Origin of the sequence: Halomonas gemina (assembly GCF_023554995.1) — a bacterium.
Taxonomy (GTDB): domain Bacteria; phylum Pseudomonadota; class Gammaproteobacteria; order Pseudomonadales; family Halomonadaceae; genus Halomonas; species Halomonas gemina.
In genome coordinates this window covers 153,426-174,673 of sequence record NZ_JAMJPK010000006.1, presented here as the reverse complement: position 1 = coordinate 174,673, position 21,248 = coordinate 153,426, and the positions used below count along the sequence as shown (strand labels likewise).

At 67.6% G+C, this 21,248-nt stretch carries 19 protein-coding genes and 1 other RNA gene; 9 read left to right on the top strand and 11 right to left on the bottom strand.

Features of this window, described 5'->3' with window-relative positions; genetic code table 11:
* Positions 1-109 precede the first annotated feature (109 nt).
* The 3 genes from gmhB to glyQ form a co-directional block, all read right to left on the bottom strand.
* On the bottom strand, positions 110-661 hold the full coding sequence (gene gmhB, locus M8009_RS14180; RefSeq protein ID WP_250062313.1) for a D-glycero-beta-D-manno-heptose 1,7-bisphosphate 7-phosphatase: 552 nt from the start codon (positions 659-661) through the stop codon (positions 110-112).
* A 123-nt stretch (positions 662-784) separates the two neighbouring features.
* Positions 785-2,851 (bottom strand): glycine--tRNA ligase subunit beta, encoded by a 2,067-nt coding sequence (glyS, locus tag M8009_RS14175; RefSeq protein WP_250062311.1) that lies wholly within the window; start codon positions 2,849-2,851, stop codon positions 785-787.
* Complete coding sequence (glyQ, locus tag M8009_RS14170; protein WP_250062309.1) at positions 2,851-3,798, bottom strand: glycine--tRNA ligase subunit alpha; 948 nt, start codon at positions 3,796-3,798, stop codon at positions 2,851-2,853. The genes glyS and glyQ overlap by 1 nt, the downstream gene beginning before the upstream one ends.
* A 94-nt stretch (positions 3,799-3,892) precedes the next feature.
* On the opposite strand from glyQ, the gene rfaD reads away from it, so the two are divergent.
* Together rfaD and waaF are read left to right on the top strand one after the other, a co-directional pair.
* On the top strand, positions 3,893-4,849 hold the full coding sequence (gene rfaD, locus M8009_RS14165) for an ADP-glyceromanno-heptose 6-epimerase (protein WP_250062307.1): 957 nt from the start codon (positions 3,893-3,895) through the stop codon (positions 4,847-4,849).
* Entirely contained in the window at positions 4,842-5,882 is a 1,041-nt protein-coding gene (waaF, locus tag M8009_RS14160) for a lipopolysaccharide heptosyltransferase II (protein ID WP_250062305.1), read from the top strand. The genes rfaD and waaF overlap by 8 nt, the downstream gene beginning before the upstream one ends.
* On the opposite strand, the gene M8009_RS14155 is transcribed toward waaF, so the two are convergent.
* From M8009_RS14155 to M8009_RS14145, 3 genes are read right to left on the bottom strand one after another with little or no spacing between them, the layout of a single operon-like run.
* Positions 5,879-7,549, bottom strand: coding sequence for a sulfatase-like hydrolase/transferase (locus M8009_RS14155; protein ID WP_250062303.1), 1,671 nt, complete (start codon positions 7,547-7,549; stop codon positions 5,879-5,881). The genes waaF and M8009_RS14155 overlap by 4 nt on opposite strands.
* Positions 7,542-8,315, bottom strand: a complete 774-nt coding sequence (locus M8009_RS14150) for a glycosyltransferase family 2 protein (protein ID WP_250062301.1) — start codon at positions 8,313-8,315, stop codon at positions 7,542-7,544. The genes M8009_RS14155 and M8009_RS14150 overlap by 8 nt, the downstream gene beginning before the upstream one ends.
* Positions 8,312-9,415 carry a glycosyltransferase family 9 protein gene (locus tag M8009_RS14145; RefSeq protein ID WP_250062299.1) on the bottom strand — a complete coding sequence of 368 codons (1,104 nt, stop codon included), beginning with the start codon at positions 9,413-9,415 and terminating at the stop codon, positions 8,312-8,314. Before M8009_RS14145 ends, M8009_RS14150 begins: the two co-directional genes overlap by 4 nt.
* 38 nt (positions 9,416-9,453) lie before the next feature.
* Between M8009_RS14145 and M8009_RS14140 the strand changes: the two genes are divergently transcribed.
* A complete protein-coding gene (locus tag M8009_RS14140; protein WP_250062297.1) occupies positions 9,454-10,584 on the top strand; it encodes a glycosyltransferase family 4 protein in 1,131 nt (376 codons plus the stop codon).
* Here M8009_RS14140 and M8009_RS14135 read toward each other — a convergent pair.
* Entirely contained in the window at positions 10,563-11,309 is a 747-nt protein-coding gene (locus tag M8009_RS14135; RefSeq protein WP_250062295.1) for a 3-deoxy-D-manno-octulosonic acid kinase, read from the bottom strand. The genes M8009_RS14140 and M8009_RS14135 overlap by 22 nt on opposite strands.
* Between M8009_RS14135 and M8009_RS14130 the strand changes: the two genes are divergently transcribed.
* From M8009_RS14130 to waaA, 3 genes are read left to right on the top strand one after another with little or no spacing between them, the layout of a single operon-like run.
* The gene (locus M8009_RS14130; RefSeq protein WP_250062293.1) at positions 11,308-12,405 is read left to right on the top strand and encodes a glycosyltransferase family 9 protein; all 1,098 of its coding nucleotides are present in this window, start codon (positions 11,308-11,310) and stop codon (positions 12,403-12,405) included. The two genes, M8009_RS14135 and M8009_RS14130, sit on opposite strands and share 2 nt — an antisense overlap.
* Entirely contained in the window at positions 12,395-13,825 is a 1,431-nt protein-coding gene (gene hldE / locus M8009_RS14125; RefSeq protein ID WP_250062291.1) for a bifunctional D-glycero-beta-D-manno-heptose-7-phosphate kinase/D-glycero-beta-D-manno-heptose 1-phosphate adenylyltransferase HldE, read from the top strand. Before M8009_RS14130 ends, hldE begins: the two co-directional genes overlap by 11 nt.
* Positions 13,825-15,126, top strand: coding sequence for a lipid IV(A) 3-deoxy-D-manno-octulosonic acid transferase (gene waaA, locus M8009_RS14120; protein WP_250062283.1), 1,302 nt, complete (start codon positions 13,825-13,827; stop codon positions 15,124-15,126). Before hldE ends, waaA begins: the two co-directional genes overlap by 1 nt.
* Positions 15,127-15,148: 22 nt before the next feature.
* Here the strand turns inward: waaA and rpiA are convergent, their stop codons facing one another.
* Positions 15,149-15,823: a ribose-5-phosphate isomerase RpiA gene (gene rpiA / locus M8009_RS14115; RefSeq protein ID WP_250062281.1), complete on the bottom strand. Its 675-nt coding sequence runs from the start codon at positions 15,821-15,823 to the stop codon at positions 15,149-15,151.
* A 153-nt stretch (positions 15,824-15,976) separates the two neighbouring features.
* Between rpiA and ilvA the strand changes: the two genes are divergently transcribed.
* Positions 15,977-17,491 carry a threonine ammonia-lyase, biosynthetic gene (gene ilvA, locus M8009_RS14110; RefSeq protein ID WP_250062279.1) on the top strand — a complete coding sequence of 505 codons (1,515 nt, stop codon included), beginning with the start codon at positions 15,977-15,979 and terminating at the stop codon, positions 17,489-17,491.
* Between the two features lie 403 nt (positions 17,492-17,894).
* Here the strand turns inward: ilvA and M8009_RS14105 are convergent, their stop codons facing one another.
* The 3 genes from M8009_RS14105 to M8009_RS14095 all read right to left on the bottom strand — a co-directional run bounded on the left by M8009_RS14105 (position 17,895) and on the right by M8009_RS14095 (position 19,072).
* On the bottom strand, positions 17,895-18,527 hold the full coding sequence (locus tag M8009_RS14105) for a 5-formyltetrahydrofolate cyclo-ligase (RefSeq protein ID WP_250062277.1): 633 nt from the start codon (positions 18,525-18,527) through the stop codon (positions 17,895-17,897).
* 9 nt (positions 18,528-18,536) lie between these two features.
* Positions 18,537-18,721: non-coding RNA, 6S RNA (ssrS, locus tag M8009_RS14100), on the bottom strand.
* 51 nt (positions 18,722-18,772) lie between these two features.
* Positions 18,773-19,072: a cell division protein ZapA gene (locus tag M8009_RS14095; protein ID WP_250062275.1), complete on the bottom strand. Its 300-nt coding sequence runs from the start codon at positions 19,070-19,072 to the stop codon at positions 18,773-18,775.
* A 161-nt stretch (positions 19,073-19,233) separates the two neighbouring features.
* Between M8009_RS14095 and M8009_RS14090 the strand changes: the two genes are divergently transcribed.
* Both M8009_RS14090 and pepP read left to right on the top strand, forming a co-directional pair.
* Positions 19,234-19,812: a UPF0149 family protein gene (locus tag M8009_RS14090; protein WP_250062273.1), complete on the top strand. Its 579-nt coding sequence runs from the start codon at positions 19,234-19,236 to the stop codon at positions 19,810-19,812.
* Positions 19,813-19,848: 36 nt separating this feature from the next.
* Complete coding sequence (pepP, locus tag M8009_RS14085) at positions 19,849-21,186, top strand: Xaa-Pro aminopeptidase (protein WP_250062271.1); 1,338 nt, start codon at positions 19,849-19,851, stop codon at positions 21,184-21,186.
* Positions 21,187-21,248 lie beyond the last annotated feature (62 nt).

The following is a 21,248-nucleotide window of genomic DNA, read 5'->3' as shown; positions in this document are numbered from 1 at the left end:
AAAAGCCCCACCATTTCTCGATGGTGGGGCTTTTCTATATGCTGCAGGCGAGCCTTCCTTGCTCCTTGCTCCTTGCTTCTTGCTTCTTGCTCCTTGTGTCAGTGCCTAGTTAGTGCGCCAGCAGCCAGTCCACGAAGGCCGCTAGATCATCGAAGACCAGCGCGTCTTCGAGTCCCTCCCCCTTCTCTTCCGTCCGGCGCCCCTTGCCGGTGCGGACCAGTACCGGCCGGCAACCCATCGGCTCGCCGGCTTGCAGGTCCCGCAGGCTGTCGCCGACCATCCAGCTGCCTTCGAGGCTGTCCATCGCCAGAGCCTCCCGAATCTCTTCCAGCAGGCCGGGCAAGGGCTTGCGGCATTCACAGCCCTCATCCGGGCCATGGGGACAGTGGGCAATATGGGCAATCTCCCCGCCGGCGTCGTGAACCAGCTCATGGAGCCGGTCATGCATGGCCTCCAACTCCTCCACGTCATAGTAACCGCGGGCAATGCCGGACTGGTTGGTAGCGATGGCCACTGTCCAGCCGGCACGATTGAGCCGGGCGATGGCCTCGATGGCGGCAGGGTAGGGGATCCACTCATCCAGGGATTTCACATAGTCGTCGGAGTCCTGGTTGATGACGCCATCACGGTCGAGGATCACGAGCCGGTCGGCTGCGGGCATGGTGGTGATCTCCTTGGGCGGATTGTCCGTTGTGCAGGAGTGTTTCACGTGGAACAAGCGGTGTCGTGCATGAAAAAGGCCGGCGATTGCTCGCCGGCCTCGGTTGGTCACTCGGGGATGGCGTCACTGCTGGAGCAGGGCGATATCCGCCACCTCCAGGAAGAGGCCCTGAAGGCCGGCGAGCAGGGCCAGTCGGTTGCGGCGCACGGCGGGATCCTCGGCCATGACCATCACCTGGTCGAAGAAGGTGTCCACCGGTTCCCGCAGGCCAGCCAGGGCGTCCAGTGCCTCGCTGTAGCGCGCCTCGGCGAAGAGCGGCATCACCGCCTGTCGGCGCGATGCCAGGGCCTCGTAGAGTGCCTTCTCGGCAGTCTCCTGGAACAGTCCCGCCTCCACTTCGGTGCTGCCGTCATGCTGCTGCTTGCTGAGGATGTTGGAGACCCGCTTGTTGGCGGCAGCGAGGGCCGCGGCTTCCTCGCGGCGAGAGAAGCCCTGGACGGCCCGCAGGCGGCGCGCGAAATCGAGGGGTTGGGTCACCGGGCGGGCCCGCACGGCGAGGTAGACCTCGGTATCGATACCCTCGTCGCGCGCCCAGGCGCGGAAACGGTCGAGCATGTAGGTGAGTACCTCGTCCACCAGCCCTTCAGCGTAAGGCAGCTCCTGGTGCTGTGCCGTGGCCAGCTCCAGCAACTCCCGCAGGTCGAGGGCCAGTTTGCCCTTGACCAGGATATTGATCACGCCGATAGCTGCACGGCGCAGGGCGAAGGGGTCCTTGGTGCCGCTTGGGCGCTGGCCGATACCGAAGATGCCGGTAAGGGTATCGAGGCGATCGGCCAGCGCCAGTGCCAGGCCGGTGTGGCTCTGGGGGATCGCATCGCTGGCGAAGCGGGGCAGGTACTGCTCCTCCAGGGCCTGGGCCACCTCGGCGGCCTCGCCGTCGTTGATGGCATAGTAGCGGCCCATAATGCCCTGCAGCTCGGGGAACTCGAGGACCATCTCGGTGACCAGGTCACACTTGCCGAGCTCCGCGGCGCGGCGGGCCTGGGCCACGTCACCGTCGATGCGGCCGGCGATGAAGGCCGCCACGGCGGCGCTGCGATGCGCCTTGTCTTCCAGGGTGCCGAGCTTCTTCTGGAACACCACGCCAGCCAGTTCCGGGGCGCGGTCCGCCAGCGGGCGGCGGCGATCGGTGTCGTAGAAAAAGGCGGCATCGGCCAGGCGTGGACGGATCACCTTCTCGTTGCCCTGGATCACCTGCTCCGGCTCGTGGCTGTCGATGTTGGAGATGGTGATGAACAGCGGCTTGAGGCGGCCCTGGTGATCCAGCAGGTGGAAGTACTTCTGGTTGGCCTTCATGGAGGAGATCAGGCACTCGGCGGGCACCTCGAGGAAGCGCTCGTCGAAGCTGCCGGTGAGGGCCACGGGCCACTCCACCAGGCCGCTGACCTCGACGAGCAGTTCCTCGTCGATCACGGCCGCGGCGTCCTGGACCTCGGCCTCGGCCAGCACCTGCTCGCGGATACGCTCGCGGCGCTTGTCGCGGTCGGCCAGCACCCAGGCCTGTTCCAGGGCGCCGAGGTAGTCGTCGGCGTGGGCCAGTTCGATGGGGGCCGGCGCGTGGAAGCGGTGGCCGCGGGTGGTGCGTCCTGCCTGCAGGCCCAGGGCACTGGCCTCGACGACCTCGCTGCCGTAGAGCATGACCAGCCAGTGGACGGGTCGGGAGAACTCTACCCGTGAGGCACCCCAACGCATGTTCTTGGGCACCGGCAGGGCGCCGATGGCCTTCTCGACGATGGCGGGGAGCAGGGCCGTGGTCGCCTCACCCTGCTGCAGCTCGCGGTAACCGAGCCAGGTGCCCTTGTCGGTCTCCAGGTGGATCAGGTCGTCGACGCCGACGCCGCAGGAGCGGGCGAAGCCTTCGGCGGCTCGTGTCGGCTGGCCCTCCTTGAAGGCGGCGGCCAGGGCCGGGCCACGACGCTCGACCTCGCGGTCGGGCTGCTTGTCGGCCAGTTCGCCCACCTGGACGGCCAGCCGGCGCGGGCCGCCATGAGCGAGGACCTCACCGAAGTCGATGTCGGCCTCGACGAGCCCCCTGCGGATGCCCTCGGCAAGGGCGTCGGAGAGGTCATCGATGGCGCCCGGTGGCAGCTCCTCGACGCCCAGTTCGACCAGTAGGGTATTGGCAGCCATCAAGCTTCTCCCTGTTCGGCAAGCAGTTCGTGGCGCAAGGCCTCGGGGGCCAGCGGGAAGCCGGCGGCCTTGCGCGAGTCGTAGTAGGCCTGGGCCACGTCACGGGCCATGGTGCGCACGCGCAGGATGTAGCGCTGGCGTTCGGTCACCGAGATGGCGTGACGGGCATCCAGCAGGTTGAAGGTGTGCGATGCCTTGAGCACCTGTTCGTAGGCGGGCAACGGCAGGCTGGCATCCAGCAGCTTGGTGCACTCGCGCTCCTGGTGGTCGAAGGAGGCGAAGAGGAAGTCGACGTCGGCGTGCTCGAAGTTGTAGGCCGACTGCTCACGCTCGTTCTGCAGGTAGACGTCGCCGTAGGTGACGCGGCTGCCATCCGGGGCCACCGTCCAGACCAGGTCGTAGACGCTGTCGACATCCTGCAGGTACATGGCGATCCGCTCCAGGCCGTAGGTGAGCTCGCCGGTGACCGGGTAGCACTCCAGGCCCCCGGCCTGCTGGAAGTAGGTGAACTGGGTCACCTCCATGCCGTTGAGCCAGACCTCCCAGCCCAGGCCCCAGGCGCCGAGGGTGGGGGACTCCCAGTTGTCCTCGACGAAGCGGATGTCATGGACCAGCGGGTCGAGCCCCAGGTGCCTCAGGGAGCCCAGGTAGCGTTCCTGCAGGTCGGCGGGGGAGGGCTTCATCACCACCTGAAACTGGTAGTAGTGCTGCAGGCGGTTGGGGTTCTCCCCGTAGCGGCCATCGGTAGGGCGGCGTGAAGGCTGCACGTAGGCCGCGTTCCAGGTCTCGGGGCCGATGGAGCGCAGGAAGGTGGCGGTGTGGAAGGTGCCGGCTCCCACCTCCATGTCCAGGGGCTGGAGGATCACGCAGCCCTGATCGGCCCAGTACTGCTGCAGGGCGAGGATCAGGCCCTGGAAGGTTGTCACGTCTGGCGTCGACTGTGTCATTGGAAGCACCGTTGGCCATGAATTCACGAGCCGTCAAGTATACAATCACCGGAAGATCGGTTATAGGCGCAGGCCCGGAGACGAGAGGATTCCCATGATCGTAGTGACAGGCGGGGCCGGCTTCATCGGCTCGAATCTGGTCAAGGCACTCAATGCCCGCGGCCACGACGATGTGCTGGTGGTGGACGACCTCAGCGACGGCACCAAGTTCGTGAACCTCGCCGACTGCACCCTCGGCGACTACCTGGACAAGGATGACTTCCTCGCCCGGGTGAGGGCGGCGATGAATGGCGAGGCCTCGCACCTGCCGCCTATCGAGGCCATCTTCCACGAGGGCGCCTGTTCGGACACCACCGAGTGGGACGGGCGCTTCATGCTCGAGAACAACTTCGAGTACTCCAAGGTGCTGTTGCACTTCTGCCAGCGCGAGGGCATCCCCTTCCTCTACGCCTCCTCGGCGGCCACCTACGGTGGCAGCGAGGTGTTCTTCGAGGCCCCGGAGCATGAGAAGCCGCTTAACGTCTACGGCTACTCCAAGCTGCTGTTCGACCAGTACGTGCGCGCCCGCCACGACGACTTCACCAGCCAGGTGGTGGGGTTCCGCTACTTCAACGTCTACGGGCCCCGGGAGCAGCACAAGGGCAAGATGGCCAGCGTCGCCTACCACCACCATACCCAGATTAGCGCCGGGCAGAACGTGAAGCTGTTCGGCGCCTGGGAGGGTTATGAGGCCGGCATGCAGAGCCGCGACTTCGTCTATGTGGGCGACGTGGTGGACGTCAACCTGTGGTTCCTTGATCACCCCGAGGCCTCCGGGATCTTCAACCTGGGCACCGGCCGCGCCGAGCCCTTCAAGGCCATCGGCGAGACCGTGGTCAACTACTACGGCCACGGCAGGATCGAGTACATCGACTTTCCCGAGGAACTCAAGGGGCGCTACCAGAGCTATACGCGCGCCGATATCAGCCGCCTGCGCGAGGCCGGCTACGATCGCGAGTTCCGTACCGTGGCCCAGGGGGTGCACGAGTACCTGGAGTGGCTGAATGGCTGAGGCCCCGCAGATGCCGGCCTCCCGGGAGCCTCGCATCCTGGTGGTGGGGCCTTCCTGGGTCGGCGACATGGTCATGGCGCAGAGCCTGTTCAAGACCCTGAAGGCGAGGCAGCCGGGCAGCCGGATCACCGTGGTGGCCCCCGCCTGGTCACGGCCGATCCTCGAGCGGATGGACGAGGTCGACGAGGTGGCCAGCCTCGAGGTAGGGCATGGCCAGTTCGGCCTGGCCACCCGGCGGCAGCTCGCCCGCTCCCTGCAGGGGCGCTTCGACCATGCCATCGTGCTGCCACGCTCCTGGAAGTCGGCGCTGGTGCCCTTCCTGGCGCGTATCCCTCGACGTACCGGCTTCACCGGCGAGCAGCGCCTGTGGCTGCTCAATGACCGCAGGCGGCTCGACAAGGCGGTGCTGGACCAGACCGTGAAGCGCTTCGTGGCCCTGGGCCTGCCCGCGGAAGAGACCGCCCGGGGCGACTTCCCCATACCCCGGCCCCGGCTGCGGCTGGATACCGAGAACCTGGTCGAGCGCCGCGTCGAACTGGGGCTCTCGTCGCGCCCGGCCATCGGCATGATGCCGGGGGCAGAATATGGCCCCGCCAAGCAGTGGCCGCTCGCCTATTTTCGGGAGCTGGCGAGATCGCTGGTGGTGGAGGGGTTCGAGGTCCGTGTCCTGGGAGGCCCCAAGGACGTGGATTCCGGCGAGGTGATCGCCGATGCGCTACCTCACACCCATAACCTGTGTGGCAGGACGCGGCTGGCGGACGCCGTCGACCTGCTCGGTGACTGTCAGCAGGTGGTGACCAACGACTCCGGGCTGATGCATGTGGCGGCCGCGGTAGGGACCCGGGTGCAGGCCCTCTACGGGTCGTCATCGCCTGCCTATACACCGCCATTGACCGAGAATGCCGAGGTGCACTACCTCGCCCTCGACTGCTCGCCCTGTTTCCAGCGCACCTGCCCGCTGGGGCATACCAATTGCCTGAAGCAGCTGATGCCCGAGCGCATCCTGCAGGCGATACTGGCGAGCGCCGGCTAGGGCAGCTCCTCGGGCGCCTCGAGCGCCTGGTCCTCGGGGGTCTCGACGACCTGCTCGACGACCGGCTCGGGCGGTGGCGGCGGGCCTTGCGGAGGCGCCAGGCCTTCCCACAGGCGCTCCTGCAGGGCCGTCTCCTCCCGCAGGCGGTTGTTGATGGTATCCAGCCCGTGCTCCTCGACCAGGGTCGGCTCGGCGGAGAGCAGCGAGACCCCCAGCCCCGCACGGTGCCAGTCGATGACGAAGCCCATGGCTTCGAGCACTGTGGGCAGGACGTCCATGGTCGATGCCTCGACGTCCAGCCGGCGAGGCTCGAGCTTTTCCCCGATCAGCATGAAGGTATTGTCCCGCTCCCCGGCGACCAGTTGCTCCCAGGCGGAGACGCGCATGGTCAGGTGGTCACTGGCGACCACCACCAGGGTGTTCTCCAGCAGCCCTTCCTCCTCGAGCCGCTCCACTAGCCGGCGGGCCAGCCAGGCCGAGCACTCCACCGAATAGAGGATATCCACGCCGTCGAATTCGCCCTGCCGCTCCCGACAGTCGCGGGCCGGGTAGCCGTTGGGGGCATGGCCGGTGATGCTCAGGTTGACCAGCCCCCAGGGGTCGTCTTGCCGCTCCAGCCGGCGGATCTCCTCGACGGTGAGGTCATACAGCGTGTCGTCGTAGAGCCCCCAGCTGTTCACGTAGTCGGGCGCCTCGAGCCGGGGCTCCAGCTCCTCCCTCCCCAATATCCGGTCGAAGCCGTGGTCTTCGTAAAACACGCCCTTGCCGGCGAAGCGGGTGCTGGCGCCGCCCATGTAGGACAGGGCGTAGCCCTGGGCGTCGAGCAGGTCGCCCAGGCAGTCGACGCCCGGCACCACCTTGCCGAGGGGTTCGAACTGGCTGTCATGGAGCAGGCCGGCCGGCATCAGCGGCGTGCCGCACTGGCTGGCGATCATGCCGGCCATGGTCCAGCCGGTGTTGTCGACCTGGCGGACACCCTCGAAGACCACGCCCTTCTCGCCCAGGGCTTCGAGATGGGCATAGGCATCCCCGAAGCGCTCCCGGTCGGCATAGGTGCGCTCGATGCTCTCCAGGTAGAGCAGCAGCAGGTTGGGCGGGTCGCGCGGGGCCTCGAGGATGACCGGCTCGACATACTGGCGCTCCAGCCAGGCGCCATCGTCGGTGACGATGGCGGCACCGCGTTGGCCGATCCCATAGAGCATCGGGTTGCTCGCCAGCAGCGCCAGGGCCAGCAGACGCTCCGCCAGCCGCCAGCGATGGTCGACCCGTACCAGCCAGGTGAAGGAGGCCAGCAACAGGATCATGCACAGGGTGTAGAGGATGGCGGCGCCGATGCGCTCTCCGCCACCATGCTCCTCCATGCCGGCCTGCAGGTGAAAGAAGACAGCCCCGAGATCGACCTTGCCGAAGCTGTTGGCCAGGAAGACGTAGAGCCCCCACAAGGCGATCGGAAACAGCGACCAGGGCCACACCCTGCGCACGGGGCGAGGGTGTGATGGCGCGCCCCAGCGCCACCAGCGGGCTAGCAGCAGCCATCCCCCGGTGACCGGCACCATGGCCCAGAGCGGAACATGGGGCAGGGTGGCCACGGCAAACCCCAGCCATAGCCCGATGACGAGCAGGGCCCACCAGCGGGGGTGGCGAAACTGGATCACTTCTCTAGGCATGATCAGAAGCTACGCGCGCTCGTTCGTTCTCGTACAGCTCATTCAACTTCGCGTACTTCATGTAGGCATGAAACGCGGTGGTCACGGCCACCGTCATCCCGTCGGCGCCCTGGAACAGCCCTCCCTTGAGTATGAGCTTTCTCAACAAGGCACTCAGTGCATGCCAGGTGGGCCGGCTACGGGAGGGCCCTTTCCCTTGCTGCTTCATCGCCCAGGCGTCTCGGCTCGAAAGTTGATCGATGCGGATGATCCAGTGGGACAGGTCCCGGTAGGTGAAATGACGGATATGCGTCCCAGTGTCCAGGGCTTGTGGGGCCTTTACGGAAGAGTGTGCTTTCTTCGGCAGGTAACCCGAGGTGGTGCGGTTGTAAAGCCGTGTCACCGGGTCTGGATAGAAGCCAGCGGCCTTGATCCAGTGGTTGCCGGCAAAGTTTCGGCGATTGAAGCGATAGGCCTTGTCGGGATCATCCAGTTCCAGTGCCCGGATGGCAGCGATGGCATCCTCCTCGAGTCGCTCATCGGCATCCAGGGCGAGGATCCAGTCGTTGCGCGCCCGAGGCACGGCGAAGGCCTTCTGTGGGCCGTCGCCGAGGTAGGGCTGATGGATGACGTTGGCGCCCTCTCGCTCGGCGATCGCCATCGTATCGTCCCGGCTTCCCGAGTCCACGACGATGATCTCGTCGCAGACCGGTTTCAGCGAGGCGATGCAGTCGGCGATGTTCTCCGCTTCATCGAGGGTGATGATGATGCCGGTGATCGGGGTCATGACGTCGTCTCGCTGGTCGGGAAGTGGTATAGGTGGTCGGCGATCCGGCTCGCTGCGGCCTCCAGGTCGATGCTGTCCATGTCGCGCTCACCGGCCCCGGGTGGCGGGCAGAAGGCTAGCCGACGGGCCTCGGCATTGCAGGTCTGCCAGCGCAAGGGGGTAGACGAGCGCCGGGAGGGATAGAAGCCCGCGGTAGGGCGGTCCAGGCAGCCGGCAATATGCAGGGGGCCGGTAGAGCCGGCGATGAAGAGGTCGGCGGCGGACAGGCTGAGGGCAAAGTCTTCGAGCCCGTGGCGGGGCGGCAGCAGGCATGCCGTTACCCCGTCGCCGACCAGGCGCTCGCGGAGTCGATCGGCTGCGGCCTCCTCGCCGGGGCCGGCGGTGAGCACCCAGGCCGGGGCGGGAAGATTCGCCTTGGCCAGTCGAGCTTCCACGCCCAGTACCAGGGTCGCATAGCGCTCGAGGGATAGGTTCACGGCCGAGCCGCCGCTGCCGGGATGCACGAAGAACCAGGGGCGCGAGCTATCCAGGCCCAACTCGTCGGAAATTCGCTCCCGCTGCGCCTCACGGACCCCCTCGGGAAGCGGCCAGTAGGGCGGCTCGGGGCGTGCCGGCACCGCGAGCCCGAGTTCTGCCAGCAGGGCCTCGGCCAGCTCCAGGTTGTAGAGGTATTCCGGCTTCTCGGAGCGGGACCTGCGCTGCACGATGCGTCGATTGTAGAATAGCTGGGCCCACTTGGTGGCCGGGGCCAGACGCAGGGGAATACCAGCCCGCCAGCCCAGCCAGCCGATGCGCGGTGTTGAAAAGAGCGTCAGCAGGGCATCGAAGCGCGCCTCGCGCAGCTGGTGTAGCAGCGCCTGTCGACCCGGGCGGCCGCCTGCTTCACCCGGGTCGATCAGCACCTCGTCGATCCAGGGGCACTGCCTGGCAAGGGGCGCGGTGTAGGCTGGTACCAGCACGCTGACATGGGGGCTAGGATCGGTCGCCTTGAGACCGGCCAGTGCCGGCCAGGCGAGCATGAAATCCCCGAGCTTGTCGTTGCGAACCACCAGCAGACGGGGGCTGTCGCCATCACCGTTGGCAGGGCGAAGTGTCATCATCCGGGCTCCCGAGCCCCGTAACCGCAAAGGAGACCCTCTTGTCCCGCAAGGTCATGCATATCTGCCTCTCGAACGGCTGGGGCGGACTGGAAATGTATCCATCGCGCATTATACCCGAGCTGAGGCGACAGGGGTGGGAGGCCCACGGCCTGGCGCTAGCGGGTTCTCGGGTCGCCGCGAGCCTTGTCGAGGCCGACATCACGCCGCTGACAGTGGCTTCCCGTGGCAAGGCCCTCTTGAAGGTGGGGCGCCTGCTCAAATACCTGAAGGCCCACGATATCCGGATCCTCCATTGCCACAAGTCCAGCGACCTGCGCCTGGGGGCCCTGCTGGTGACCCTGCGTCCCTCGCTGCGACTCTTCTTCACCGACCATATGGGCGTCACGCGTCCCAAGAAGGATCCCTACCATCGCTGGGCCTACGGCAAGGTGACGCTTGTCTTTTCCATCAGCGAGACGACTCGTCAACGCAATCTGGCTGCCTTCCCGCTGCCACCCGGGCGCATCCGCCGGCTCTATCTGGGCATCGACCCGGCACCCTATGCGCCGCGCCTCACCGAGACCAAGCGGCAGGCCCTGCGCGACTCGCTCGGTGTTCCGCCCGGGGCAGTGGTGATCGGCCTGGCAGGTCGGCTGACGCCTGGCAAGGGCCAGGGCCTGTGGATCGAGGCACTGGCAGGGCTCGCCGAGCGTCATCCGGCGCTGGCCTGGCACGGGGTGCTGATCGGCGGGTTGACCGCCGCTGAGGGCAGCAGCGAGGCCTTCGTGGCCGAACTGCACGAGCGCGTGGCCGAACTCGGCCTGGCGGAGCGGGTGACCTTCGCCGGCTTCCGGGCTGACCTGCCGAGGCTGTTCGAGGCCCTCGATATCGTCTGCGTGCCGTCGCGCAATGAGGCCTTCGGCCTGACGGTGATCGAGGCGATGGCCGCCGGCAAGGCCGTGGTCGGTGCCAACAGTGGGGCCATTCCCGAGCTCATCGATGAGGGGACGGGCCGCCTGGCCGCGCCCGATGATCCCCTGGCCTGGCGTGACGCCATGGGGGAACTGGCCGGCGATGCCACGCTGAGACAGTGCCTGGGTGAGGGTGCTCGCGAGAAAGTAAGTGCTCACTTCACGCTGAATGCCCACGTGCAGGGGCTGGAGAGGGCTTATATCGACGCCTGGGAGTGAGCGTCATAGCCGGCTCGGATGACTGCCATGGCCGCGGGGGCCTCGAACTTCACCAGCGAGCGTTCGAGACGCGCCAGGTTGCCCGCCTGCCAGGCGCCCTTGAGGCGCAGCCGGCAGCGGTCGAGGTCGATCAGCCACACCGCGTGCTGCGGGTCGACCAGCAGGTTGCGTGCGTTGAGGTCCACGTGATCCAGGCCGGCATCGTGGAAGCGCCGGATGGTGGCGCCGACGCGTGCAAGCAGGCGGTCATCGGCTTCGTCGTTCTGAAGCAGGCTGGCCAGGGCACGGGCGCCGGGAATGCGCTCCGTGATTAGTGCCGCCTGGTAGGCGAGCCCCTGGCGGGTCACCCGAGCGGCGACCGGTCGTGGCACTGGCAGGCCTTGCTCGAAGAGCTCGGCGGTCAGGCGACACTCGCGAAAGGCGCGGGTCCGCTCCAGGCCGGTCCACAGGTAGCGGGTGTCGCCGAGCCTGGCGATGAGGCCACCGCGACGATAGGGCCTGAGCACCCATTGGGCGCCCTCCTCGAAGGGGCTGGCATCCAGGAAGAGGCTGGCCCCGCGGCCGGGGGCCTCGCCAATGACCCGGCCGGCGTCGCGCCAGTAGGCGGATTCGAAGGCGCGGGGCGGGATGGGCGGTGCCGTTTGTGACGCCCGGTCGGCGTCACATAAACTGTCTGCATCATATAGAATGAAAATCTTTCCCGCTCGATACGTTGCCAACCGCATGAAGCATCCTCTGCCCGCCCGACCTGAGCATATCTGCATACTGCGGCTCTCCGCCCTGGGCGATGTCTGTAACTTGGTGCCGACGGTGCGTGCCCTGCAGCGTCAGTGGCCCGAGGCGCGGATCACCTGGATCATCGGCAAGGGCGAGCACAGTCTACTGGCGGGCCTATCCGGGGTCGAGTTCATCGTCTACGACAAGGCGACGGGGGTAGCGGGCATGCGGGCCCTGTGGCGCGAGCTGGCCGATACCCGCTTCGACGTCCTGCTGCATATGCAGCAGGCGCTGCGGGCCAGCGTGCTCTCCCTGGGACTCAAGGTCGACGTACGGGTGGGCTACGACAGGGCCCGTGCCAAGGATGCCCAGCACTGGTTCACCCAGCGCCACCTGGCGCCCCATCCTCGAGCCCATGTGCTGGAGTCCTTCCTCGACTTTGCACGCCTGCTGGGCGTCGAGGACCTCTCGCTGGCCTGGGACCTGCCGGTACCCGAGGCCGCTGTCGAGGAGGCCGCCGACATCACCGGCGAGACACCTTATGTGATGATCAACCCTTGCAGCAGCGTACGTCTGCGAAATTTTCGCAACTGGTCTGCCGAGGGCTATGCGGCGGTGATCGAGCATGCCTGGCGCCAGTATGGCCTGAAGACGGTGCTCACTGGCGGCGGTAGCACCCAGGAGCGCCAGCTCGGCGAGCGCATCCAGGCCCTCTGTCCTGACGACGTGGTGATCGATGCCATCGGCCAGACCTCGCTCAAGGGCCTGCTGGCGCTGATTCGCAGCGCTCGATTGGTGATCGCTCCCGACACGGGGCCCGTACACATGGCCAATGCCCTCGGAACACCCGTGGTCGGACTTTATGCCACATCGAATGTGGACAGGACGGGCCCCTACCTATGGCGGGAATTCGCCGTGAATCGCTACGCAGACGCGGTACGTACCTTCCTGCACAAGGAACCCACGGAACTCTCCTGGGGCCAGCGGGTCCGTCACCCCGACGCCATGTCGCTGATTCGTGCCGAGGACGTGATCGACCGTCTCGAGGCAGTGCTGGCCCAACCCGAGATCCCACCGGACACGGAGTCCCCTGATGAAGCTTGACCTGACCGCCCTGGAGCGCTCCCGCCTGCTGGTGGTGGGCGATGTCATGCTCGATCGCTACTGGCATGGTGGCACCTCGCGCATCTCCCCGGAGGCGCCGGTGCCGGTGGTCCGGGTAGACGAGTCCGAGGACCGTCCCGGCGGCGCCGCCAACGTGGCCCTCAACATCGCCTCCCTGGGCGCCCATGCCGCCCTGGCCGGCCTGGTGGGTGACGACGACAATGCCGAGCGGTTGTCCTCCCGGCTAGAGGATTCCGGAGTGAGTACTCACTTCGACCGCAGCCCCGGCATTCCGACCATCACCAAGCTGCGGGTGATGAGCCGCAACCAGCAGTTGATCCGCCTGGACTTCGAGGAGGGGCTCGGCGACGTCGACACCAGCGGGCTGCTGGAGAAGGTCGAGGCGGCCCTGCCCGACTGCGACCTGGTGATCCTCTCAGATTACGGCAAGGGGACCCTGAATCGGGTCGAGGCGCTGATCCGGCTGGTGAAGGCCGCCGGCAAACGGGTGCTGGTGGATCCCAAGGGCAGCGACTTCAGCCGCTACCGCGGGGCCAGCGTGATCACCCCCAACCTGGGGGAGTTCGAGGCTGTGGTAGGCCATTGCCGGGACGACGCCGAACTCGCCGTCCGGGGCGAGGCACTACGCGCCGAGCTGGAGCTGGAGGCGCTGCTGATCACCCGCAGCGAGAAGGGGATGACGCTGATCCGCGAGGGACACGAGCCGCTGAACCTGCCGACCCATGCCCGCGAGGTTTTCGACGTCACCGGGGCGGGCGACACCGTGATCGGCGTGCTGGGCCTGGCGCTGGCGGCCGGGCACGGTTTCGCCGAGGCGATGACCCTGGCCAACCTGGCCGCCGGCCTGGTGGTGGCCAAGCCTGGCACCGCGACCCTGTCGATTGCCGAGCTCTATACCGCCTTGCACGGCGACAAGCTGGCCGAGTTCGGGGTGATCGAGGAGCCTGTGCTGATCGAGGCGGTACGTGCCGCCCAGGCCCGCGGTGAGCGGGTAGTGATGACCAATGGCTGCTTCGACATCCTGCATGCCGGCCACGTCGCCTACCTGGAGCAGGCCCGCCGCCTCGGCGACCGGCTGGTGGTGGCCGTCAACGATGATGCCTCCATCGGCCGCCTCAAGGGCCCCAAGCGGCCCATCAATCCCCTGGCGCGGCGCATGCAGGTGCTGGCCGGCCTGGGCGCCGTCGACTGGGTGGTGCCCTTCGGCGAGGACACCCCCCAGCGGCTGATCGAGGCGGTGCTGCCGGACGTGCTGGTCAAGGGCGGTGACTATCGCCCCGAGGAAATCGCCGGTGGCGCGGCCGTCCGCGAGGCGGGGGGCGAGGTCAGGGTGCTGGGCTTCGAGGATGGCGTCTCCACCACGGCGATGATCTCCACCATCCTCGACCGCGAGGCCTGATGCCGGCGCCACGTCCCTGGGCGCGTCGGGGCTATGCGGCGGCCCTCTACCTCCTTGCGCCGCTGATCTGGCGACGCGTCTGGCGCGAGCAGTTGCCCGGGAGGGCGCGTCGCGAGCGGTTGGGCCTGATCCCGCCCGCCGGCGAGGGCGAGCGCACCCTCTGGCTACACTGCGCCTCGGTAGGCGAGGTGCAGGCCGCCCGCCCGTTGATCGAGGTGCTCCTCGAACGCTGGCCCGGCCACCGCCTGGTCGTTACCACCATGACCGCCACCGGCGCCGAACGCGTGCTGGCGCTGGCAGGGAACCGCAGCGGCTCGGGAAGCGGGGGCGAAGTGAGCCATCACTTCGTGCCGCTGGATTTTCCCGGCGCGGCCCGCCGTTTCGTCGCCCGGCTACGCCCCGAGCTTGCCATCTTCTTCGAGACCGAACTCTGGCCTAACCTGCTGGCCGCCTGCGACCGGGCCGGGGTGCCGGTGGCGGTGGTCAACGGCCGTCTCTCGCCCCGCGGCTTTCGGGGCTACCGCCGCCTGCGCCCGCTGATGGCCGAGGCGCTGTCCCATGTGGCCTGGCTGGCGGCCAAGTCCGAGGCCGATGCCCGGCGCTTCATTGAGCTGGGCATGGCGCCGCCACGCACCACGGTGGTGGGCTCGCTGAAGTTCGATATCACCGTCGGTGGCAAGGCCCGGGAGGTGAGTGAGCGCTTGCGTACCCGGCTGGGCGAGCGTCCTGTCTGGGTAGCCGGCTCCACCCATCCCGGCGAGGACGAGCAGCTGCTGGCCGCCCATGCCCGCCTGCGCGAGCGGCTACCCGATGCCTTGCTGGTCCTGGTGCCCCGCCATCCCCGTCGCTTCGACGCCGTGGCCGCGCTGTGCCGCCAGGCGGACCTGACACTGGCGCGCCGCTCCCGCGACGAGTGGCCGCGGGACGACACGGCCGTTTACCTGGGCGACACCATGGGCGAGCTGTTGGCGCTCTATGGCGTGGCCGACCTGGCCTTCGTGGGTGGCAGCCTGGTGCCCATCGGCGGGCACAACCTGCTGGAGCCGGCGGCACTGGGAACCCCGGTGCTCACCGGGCCGGCGCTGGCCAACTTCTCGGACGTGGCCGAGGTGATGCGCGAGGCCGGCGCCCTGGTGGAGGTCGAAGACGCCGAGACGCTGGCCACCGAACTGCGGCGCCTGTTCGGCGACCGGGAGGAGCGGCGCCGCCTCGCCGAGGCCGGCCGCGGGGTGGTCGCGGCCAATCGGGGCGCCCTGGCGCGCACCCTGGCGGGCCTGGAAGGGCTCATGCCGACGGAGTGAGTGCTCACTTCGTCAGGCGGGGTCAGGCGGGCAGCAGGCGCTCCACGCCCTGCTCGGTGCCCAGCAGCAGCACATCGGCACCGCGCGCCGCGAACAGTCCGTTGGTGACCACGCCAACGATGGCATTGAGCCGTGCCTCCATGGCCACCGGGTCATCGATCATGAACTCGAAGCAGTCGATGATCTGGTTGCCGTTGTCGGTGACCACTCCCTGGCGATAGACCGGATCGGCCCCCAGCTTGACCAGCTCCCGGGCCACGTAGGAGCGAGCCATGGGGATCACCTCCACCGGCAGCGGGAAGTGTCCCAGCCGCTCGACCCTCTTGGAGGCGTCGGCGATGCAGATGAAGCGCTCGGCGCAGGCGGCGACGATCTTCTCCCGGGTCAGGGCCGCACCGCCCCCCTTGATCATCTGGAGGTGAGCGTTCACTTCGTCGGCACCATCGATGTAGAAGGGCACGCTGCCGGCTTCGTTGAGCTCGAAGAGCTCGATGCCATGGCCGCGCAGGCGCGCGGCGCTGGCATCGGAGCTGGCCACGGCGCCGCGGAAGTCATGGCGCAGGGCCGCCAGCCGATCGATGAAGCGGTCGGCGGTGGAGCCGGTGCCGATGCCGAGGATGGTGTCGCGCTCGAGGCGGGGGCGGATCTCGTCGATGGCGGTGGCGGCCACGGCGTCCTTGAGTTCGTCCTGGGTCATGTCGTGCTCGCTGTCGGGTGGATGGCGAATGCCGCGCCATTATAGGCGATGCCGGTGGCGGGTGCTGGACGCCATGGCCGTCGCAATGCTACCAATAAGGATTCCTCGCGGCGCCGCTCACGGCGCCCCTCGCGTCACTTCTGGGATATCAGGATGCTCGAAGCTACCGTCAAGAAGATTCTCCAGGCCCGGGTCTACGAGGCCGCCCGGGAAACCCCCATCTCCCCGGCCCCCTTCCTCTCCCGTCGCTTCAACAACACCATTCTGATCAAGCGCGAGGACCTGCAGCCGGTCTACTCCTTCAAGATTCGCGGCGCCTACAACAAGATGGCCCAGCTCAGCGAGGCGCAGAAGGCCCAGGGCGTGATCGCGGCGTCTGCCGGCAACCATGCTCAGGGGCTGGCCATGGCGGCCAAGCTGATGGGCGTCAAGGCGGTGATCGTGATGCCGCGCATCACGCCGGAGATCAAGGTCCAGGCGGTGCGGGCGCGCGGCGCCAAGGTGGTGCTCAAGGGCGATGCCTTCGCCGAGGCGGCGGCCCATGCCCAGGAGCTGATCGCCGAGCACGGCTACACCTATATCCCGCCCTTCGACGATATTGATGTCATCGCCGGCCAGGGCACCATCGCCGTGGAGATCCTGCGCCAGCATGGCGGGCCGATCGATGCCATCTTCGTGCCGGTAGGGGGCGGTGGCCTGATCGCCGGCATGGCGGCCTACATCAAGTACCTGCGGCCCGAGATCAAGGTGATCGGGGTTGAGTCCGAGGACAGCGCCTGCCTCAAGGCGGCGCTGGCCGCCGGGGAGCGCGTGGTGCTGGACCAGGTGGGGGTCTTCGCCGAGGGCGTGGCCGTGGCGCAGGTCGGCGAGGTGCCCTTCTCGATCCTGCGCGACCTGATCGACGACGTCATCACCGTCAACACCGACGAGATGTGTGCCGCGGTGAAAGACATCTTCGAGGACACCCGGGCGGTCTCCGAGACCTCCGGGGCGCTCTCGCTGGCGGGCCTCAAGAAGTACATCCAGCAGACCGGGGCCGAGCACCAGACGCTGGTCTGCATCAACTCCGGGGCCAACACCAACTTCGACCGCCTGCAGCACATCGCCGAGCGTACCGAACTGGGTGAGCAGCGCGAGGCGATCCTCGCCGTGACCATCCCCGAGCGGCCCGGCAGCTTCAAGAAGTTCTGCCGCACCATCGGCAAGCGGATGGTCACCGAGTTCAACTACCGCTACGCGGATCCGGAGAAGGCCCATATCTTCGTCGGCGTCCAGGTGAAGCCCGGTGGCGAGGACCGCCAGGCGGTGATCGACAAGCTCCGTGGGGCCGGCTACCCGGTGGAGGACCTCACCGACAACGAGCTGGCCAAGCTGCATATCCGCCACCTGGGGGGCGGTCGGCCGAAGGAGCACTTCGACGAGGAGGTCTACCGCTTCGAGTTCCCGGAGCGACCCGGGGCGTTGATGAACTTCCTCACCCACCTGCCCCACGACTGGAACATCTCGCTGTTCCACTACCGCAACCACGGGGCCGCTTATGGTCGGGTGCTGGTGGGCATGCAGGTCCCCAATGGTGATCGCACCCACGTCGAGGAGTACTTCGACGACATCGGCTATCGCTACTGGAAGGAGAGCGATAACCCGGCCTACCGGCTCTTCATGGCCTGACGTCGGGCCATCCTCGAAGCACCGAGTAAGCGCTGACTCACCGCGGAGCCGGGCAATGCCGAGTGTTTAAATATGTAACACCCTAAGTATGCTGGTTGTCATACGCAGGCATCAGGCCCTATAGTCACGGCGTCATCGCTCCCTCGCGGTGACCCGAGAACAATATCCACAACGACCCTCGCGGTCCTGCCTCCCATGGAGTCGACAATGAAGCGCAAGCCCGATCTGGTCATGGCACTGGTGCTGGTATTCGGCATCGGGGTCGTGGCGACCGGCTATGCCCAGGCGCTGGCGGGTGGCTGAATCCCCCTCAGGCCGGGTGGAGAGCACCACGACCGGAACCGCCTGATGACGAAGGCCGATGCATCTGCATCGGCCTTCGTCGTTCGTGCAGCGGGGTCTTTCAGGGGCGAATCACCCGGGCGTCGCTGACGATGGCGTCCAGCGGCACGTCCCAGGGCGCGGCGGGTAGGCGTTCGACACGCTGGCAGTCGTGGGCCAGGCCGATCAGCCGAGGGCGCGGTCCCGGTCGACGGGTGAAGGCCAGGGTGCGGTCGTAGAAGCCGCCGCCCATGCCCATCCGCTGCCCCTGGGCGTCGAAGCCCACCAGCGGCAGCAGGATCACATCGAGGGCCCAGGCCGGCGTGCGCCGTGCACGATGCGCCCCGTGGCGGGCCTCGGGCTCCGGGATGCCGAAGCGGTTGGCCACCATGGGCGTCCCCGAATGGTAATGCACGAACCACAGCTGGTTGCGGGAGAGCGGCTTGAGAACCGGCAAGTGTACGCGGGTGCCGCGGCGCTCGAGCCAGGGGATCAGCGGAGTGGGATCGATTTCGCCGTCATTGGGCAGGTAGAGGGCCACGCGATGGGCACGCTGGATCTCGGGCAGCTGGCGGAGGTGTCGGCAGAGCCGTTCTGCGGCGTCACGGCGGGCGTCGGCGCTCAGTTCGCGCCTGCGAAGACGCAATTCACGTCTCAGCCGGCGACGGGCGTCGTCGGTCGGAGGGGCGGCGGCGGTATCCTGCATGTGGTTCATGTCGGATGAGGGTTCCCCAGAGTGCCGCTGTCGTTCTGGCCCTTGAACCCAGTGGTTCAAGGTGGGTGGCCGCAGCCGAACCGTCAGGCTTTCCGACGCACGGACATGCACACGGGTCCGGCTAGCATTTGGCCCCCTGGGTACTGCGCATAGGCTCGAGGGACGATAACGACTGGCAAACACCCCAGGGAACATCTTCATCCTATCAGAGGCTCGGGCGGGGCCAAAGGGATGATTGCGCCGGCTCAGCGCTCGGGCATGTCGTCCAGCGCCTTCTCCAGGCGGGCGTTGAGCTCGTTGAGGCTCTGCTCGCCGGCCCGCTGGTCATCCAGGGCCTCGAGCAGCTCGTGGGCGATGTTGAGGGCCGCCATGATGGCGATCTTCTCGCGGTCGATCACCCGGCCACGGGAGTGGATGCCCTGCATGGCGCGGTCGAGGTAGCGGGCAGCCCGCTCGAGCTTGTCTTGCTCCTCCGGCGGGCAGGCGATGGCATAGCTGCGCTCCAGGAGGGTGATCTCGGTGGTGGGCCGCTTGGGCTCGGTCATGGCGGGCTCCGCTAAGGGCCAGAGGAAGGTGGCGCACGCCGGGTGCGCGTCATGGGGAGCCGATGCGTTAACATCGAGGCCACAGATTGAACGCCAGTCACTATAAGAGAGCCGTTTGCGGGCGGTCAACGCGCCCGGCGGCCCCACCAGCGGATCTTGCCATGTCACTGATCAACGAACGCCAGGACTTCTCGACCATTGCCGACACCTTCCTGCTCCACGGCAGCATGCAGTCGCCGGCCTTCCTCGACGGGCGATTGTGCGCCGAACTCGCGCTGCATGACCTGACCCCCGAGGCCTGGCTGGAAGAGGTCTGCCTGAGCCTCGGCGTCGACCAGCCCCGCGACGAGCCCAGTGCCGAACGGCTGCTGGGCTGGCGCCGCCAGACCCTCGAGGCCCTCTCCGCCGCCGAGCTCAACTTCGAGCCCCTGCTGCCGGACGAGCTTTTCTCCCTGGCCGAGCGCGCCCTGGGCCTGCAGGAGTGGACGCTGGGCTTCCTCGAGGTGGTGGCCGATGCCGGCGAGGAGCCTTGTCGTGCCTGGTCGCCGGCCCTGCGCGAGGCCCTCGAGGACCTCCAGGGCCTGACGAGTATCGAGACCGATATCGAGGAAAACCCGGAGAACGAGAATGACCTCTTCGCCCTCACCGAGCACGCGCGGATGGCCGCCATGCTGCTCTATACCGAGCAGCACCCCGGTAAGCCCCAGGTCGAGCAGGTCGACGAGCCTACCCGCCACTGAGGCCGATCAGAGAACCCCACCCTTCCAGGAGCCGCGATGCACCCCGAAACCCTGCCCCGCCCCGCCCCGATCACCAATGACGAGTATCGCGCCCGCCGCCGGGCGCTGATGGATCGGCTGCCCGCCGGCAGTGCCGTGCTGCTGCCCGGTGCGGCACTCGTTACCCGCTCGCGGGACAGCGAGTTCCCCTTCCGCCAGGACAGCGACTTCCACTACCTGACCGGTTTTCCCGAACCGGAGGCCCTGCTGCTGTTGCTGCCCGGCCGCGAGGCCGGCGAGAGCGTGCTGTTCTGCCAGGACCGTGACCCGACCCTGGAAGCCTGGACCGGTATCCGCCTGGGCGCCGAGGGCGCCGTGCGTGAGCATGGCGTCGGCGAGGCCTTCGAGAATGCCGAGCGCGAGGCGCGGCTGGCCGAGCTGCTCGACGGACGTCAGGCGCTCTACCTTCCGCTGGGCGATGCCGAGGCCCTGGCACTCGCCGAGGAGGTGCGCGGCGAGCTGGCCGGCCGCGCCCGTCGTGGGGCGGTGGCGCCATCGGCCTTCGCCGACGTCAGCGAACTGATCCACGAGCAGCGCCTTCGCAAGAGCGAGGCGGAGCTGGCCCTGATGCGCCATGCCGGGGCGATCTCCGCCCGGGCCCATGTGCGGGCCATGCGCACGGCTCGCCCGGGGCTAATGGAGCGGCAGCTGCAGGCCGAGCTCGAGCACGAGTTCCGCTGGCAGGGGGGTAGCGGCCCGGCCTACGCCAGCATCGTCGGTGGCGGCATCAATGCCTGTGTGCTGCACTACATCGAGAACCACGCCCCCCTGGAGGATGGCGCTCTGGTGCTGATCGATGCCGGTGCCGAGTTCGATCTCTATGCCGGCGACATCACCCGTACCTTCCCGGTCAACGGCCGCTTCACCGAGGCCCAGCGTGCCCTCTACGAGGTGGTGCTGGACGCTCAGGAGCGCGCCGTCGCCGCGGTCCGCCCCGGCGTCACCCTGGCGACGATCCACGAGGGCGTGGTGCACGACCTCACCGCCGGTCTCGTCCAACTCGGGCTGCTGGAGGGCGACGTCCAGGCGCGCATCGATGATGGCAGCTACAAGCGCTTCTACCTGCACTCGACCTCCCACTGGCTGGGACTCGACGTGCATGACGTGGGTGCCTACCGCCACGAGGGCCAGCCCCGTGCCCTGCTGCCCGGCATGGTGCTCACCGTGGAGCCCGGCCTCTACGTGCCGGCCGACGACGACCTGCCCGAGGCCTTCCGCGGCCAGGGCATCCGCATCGAGGATGACGTGGTGGTGACTCCCGATGGCCACGAGGTGCTGACCGCGGATGTCCCCAAGCGGGCGGCAGATATCGAAGCCCTGATGGACAGGAATTGACCAGCCTAGGAGTGTCAGGAAATGCCTTTATGTAATGTACGTTATGAAATAGCCGGGCTATG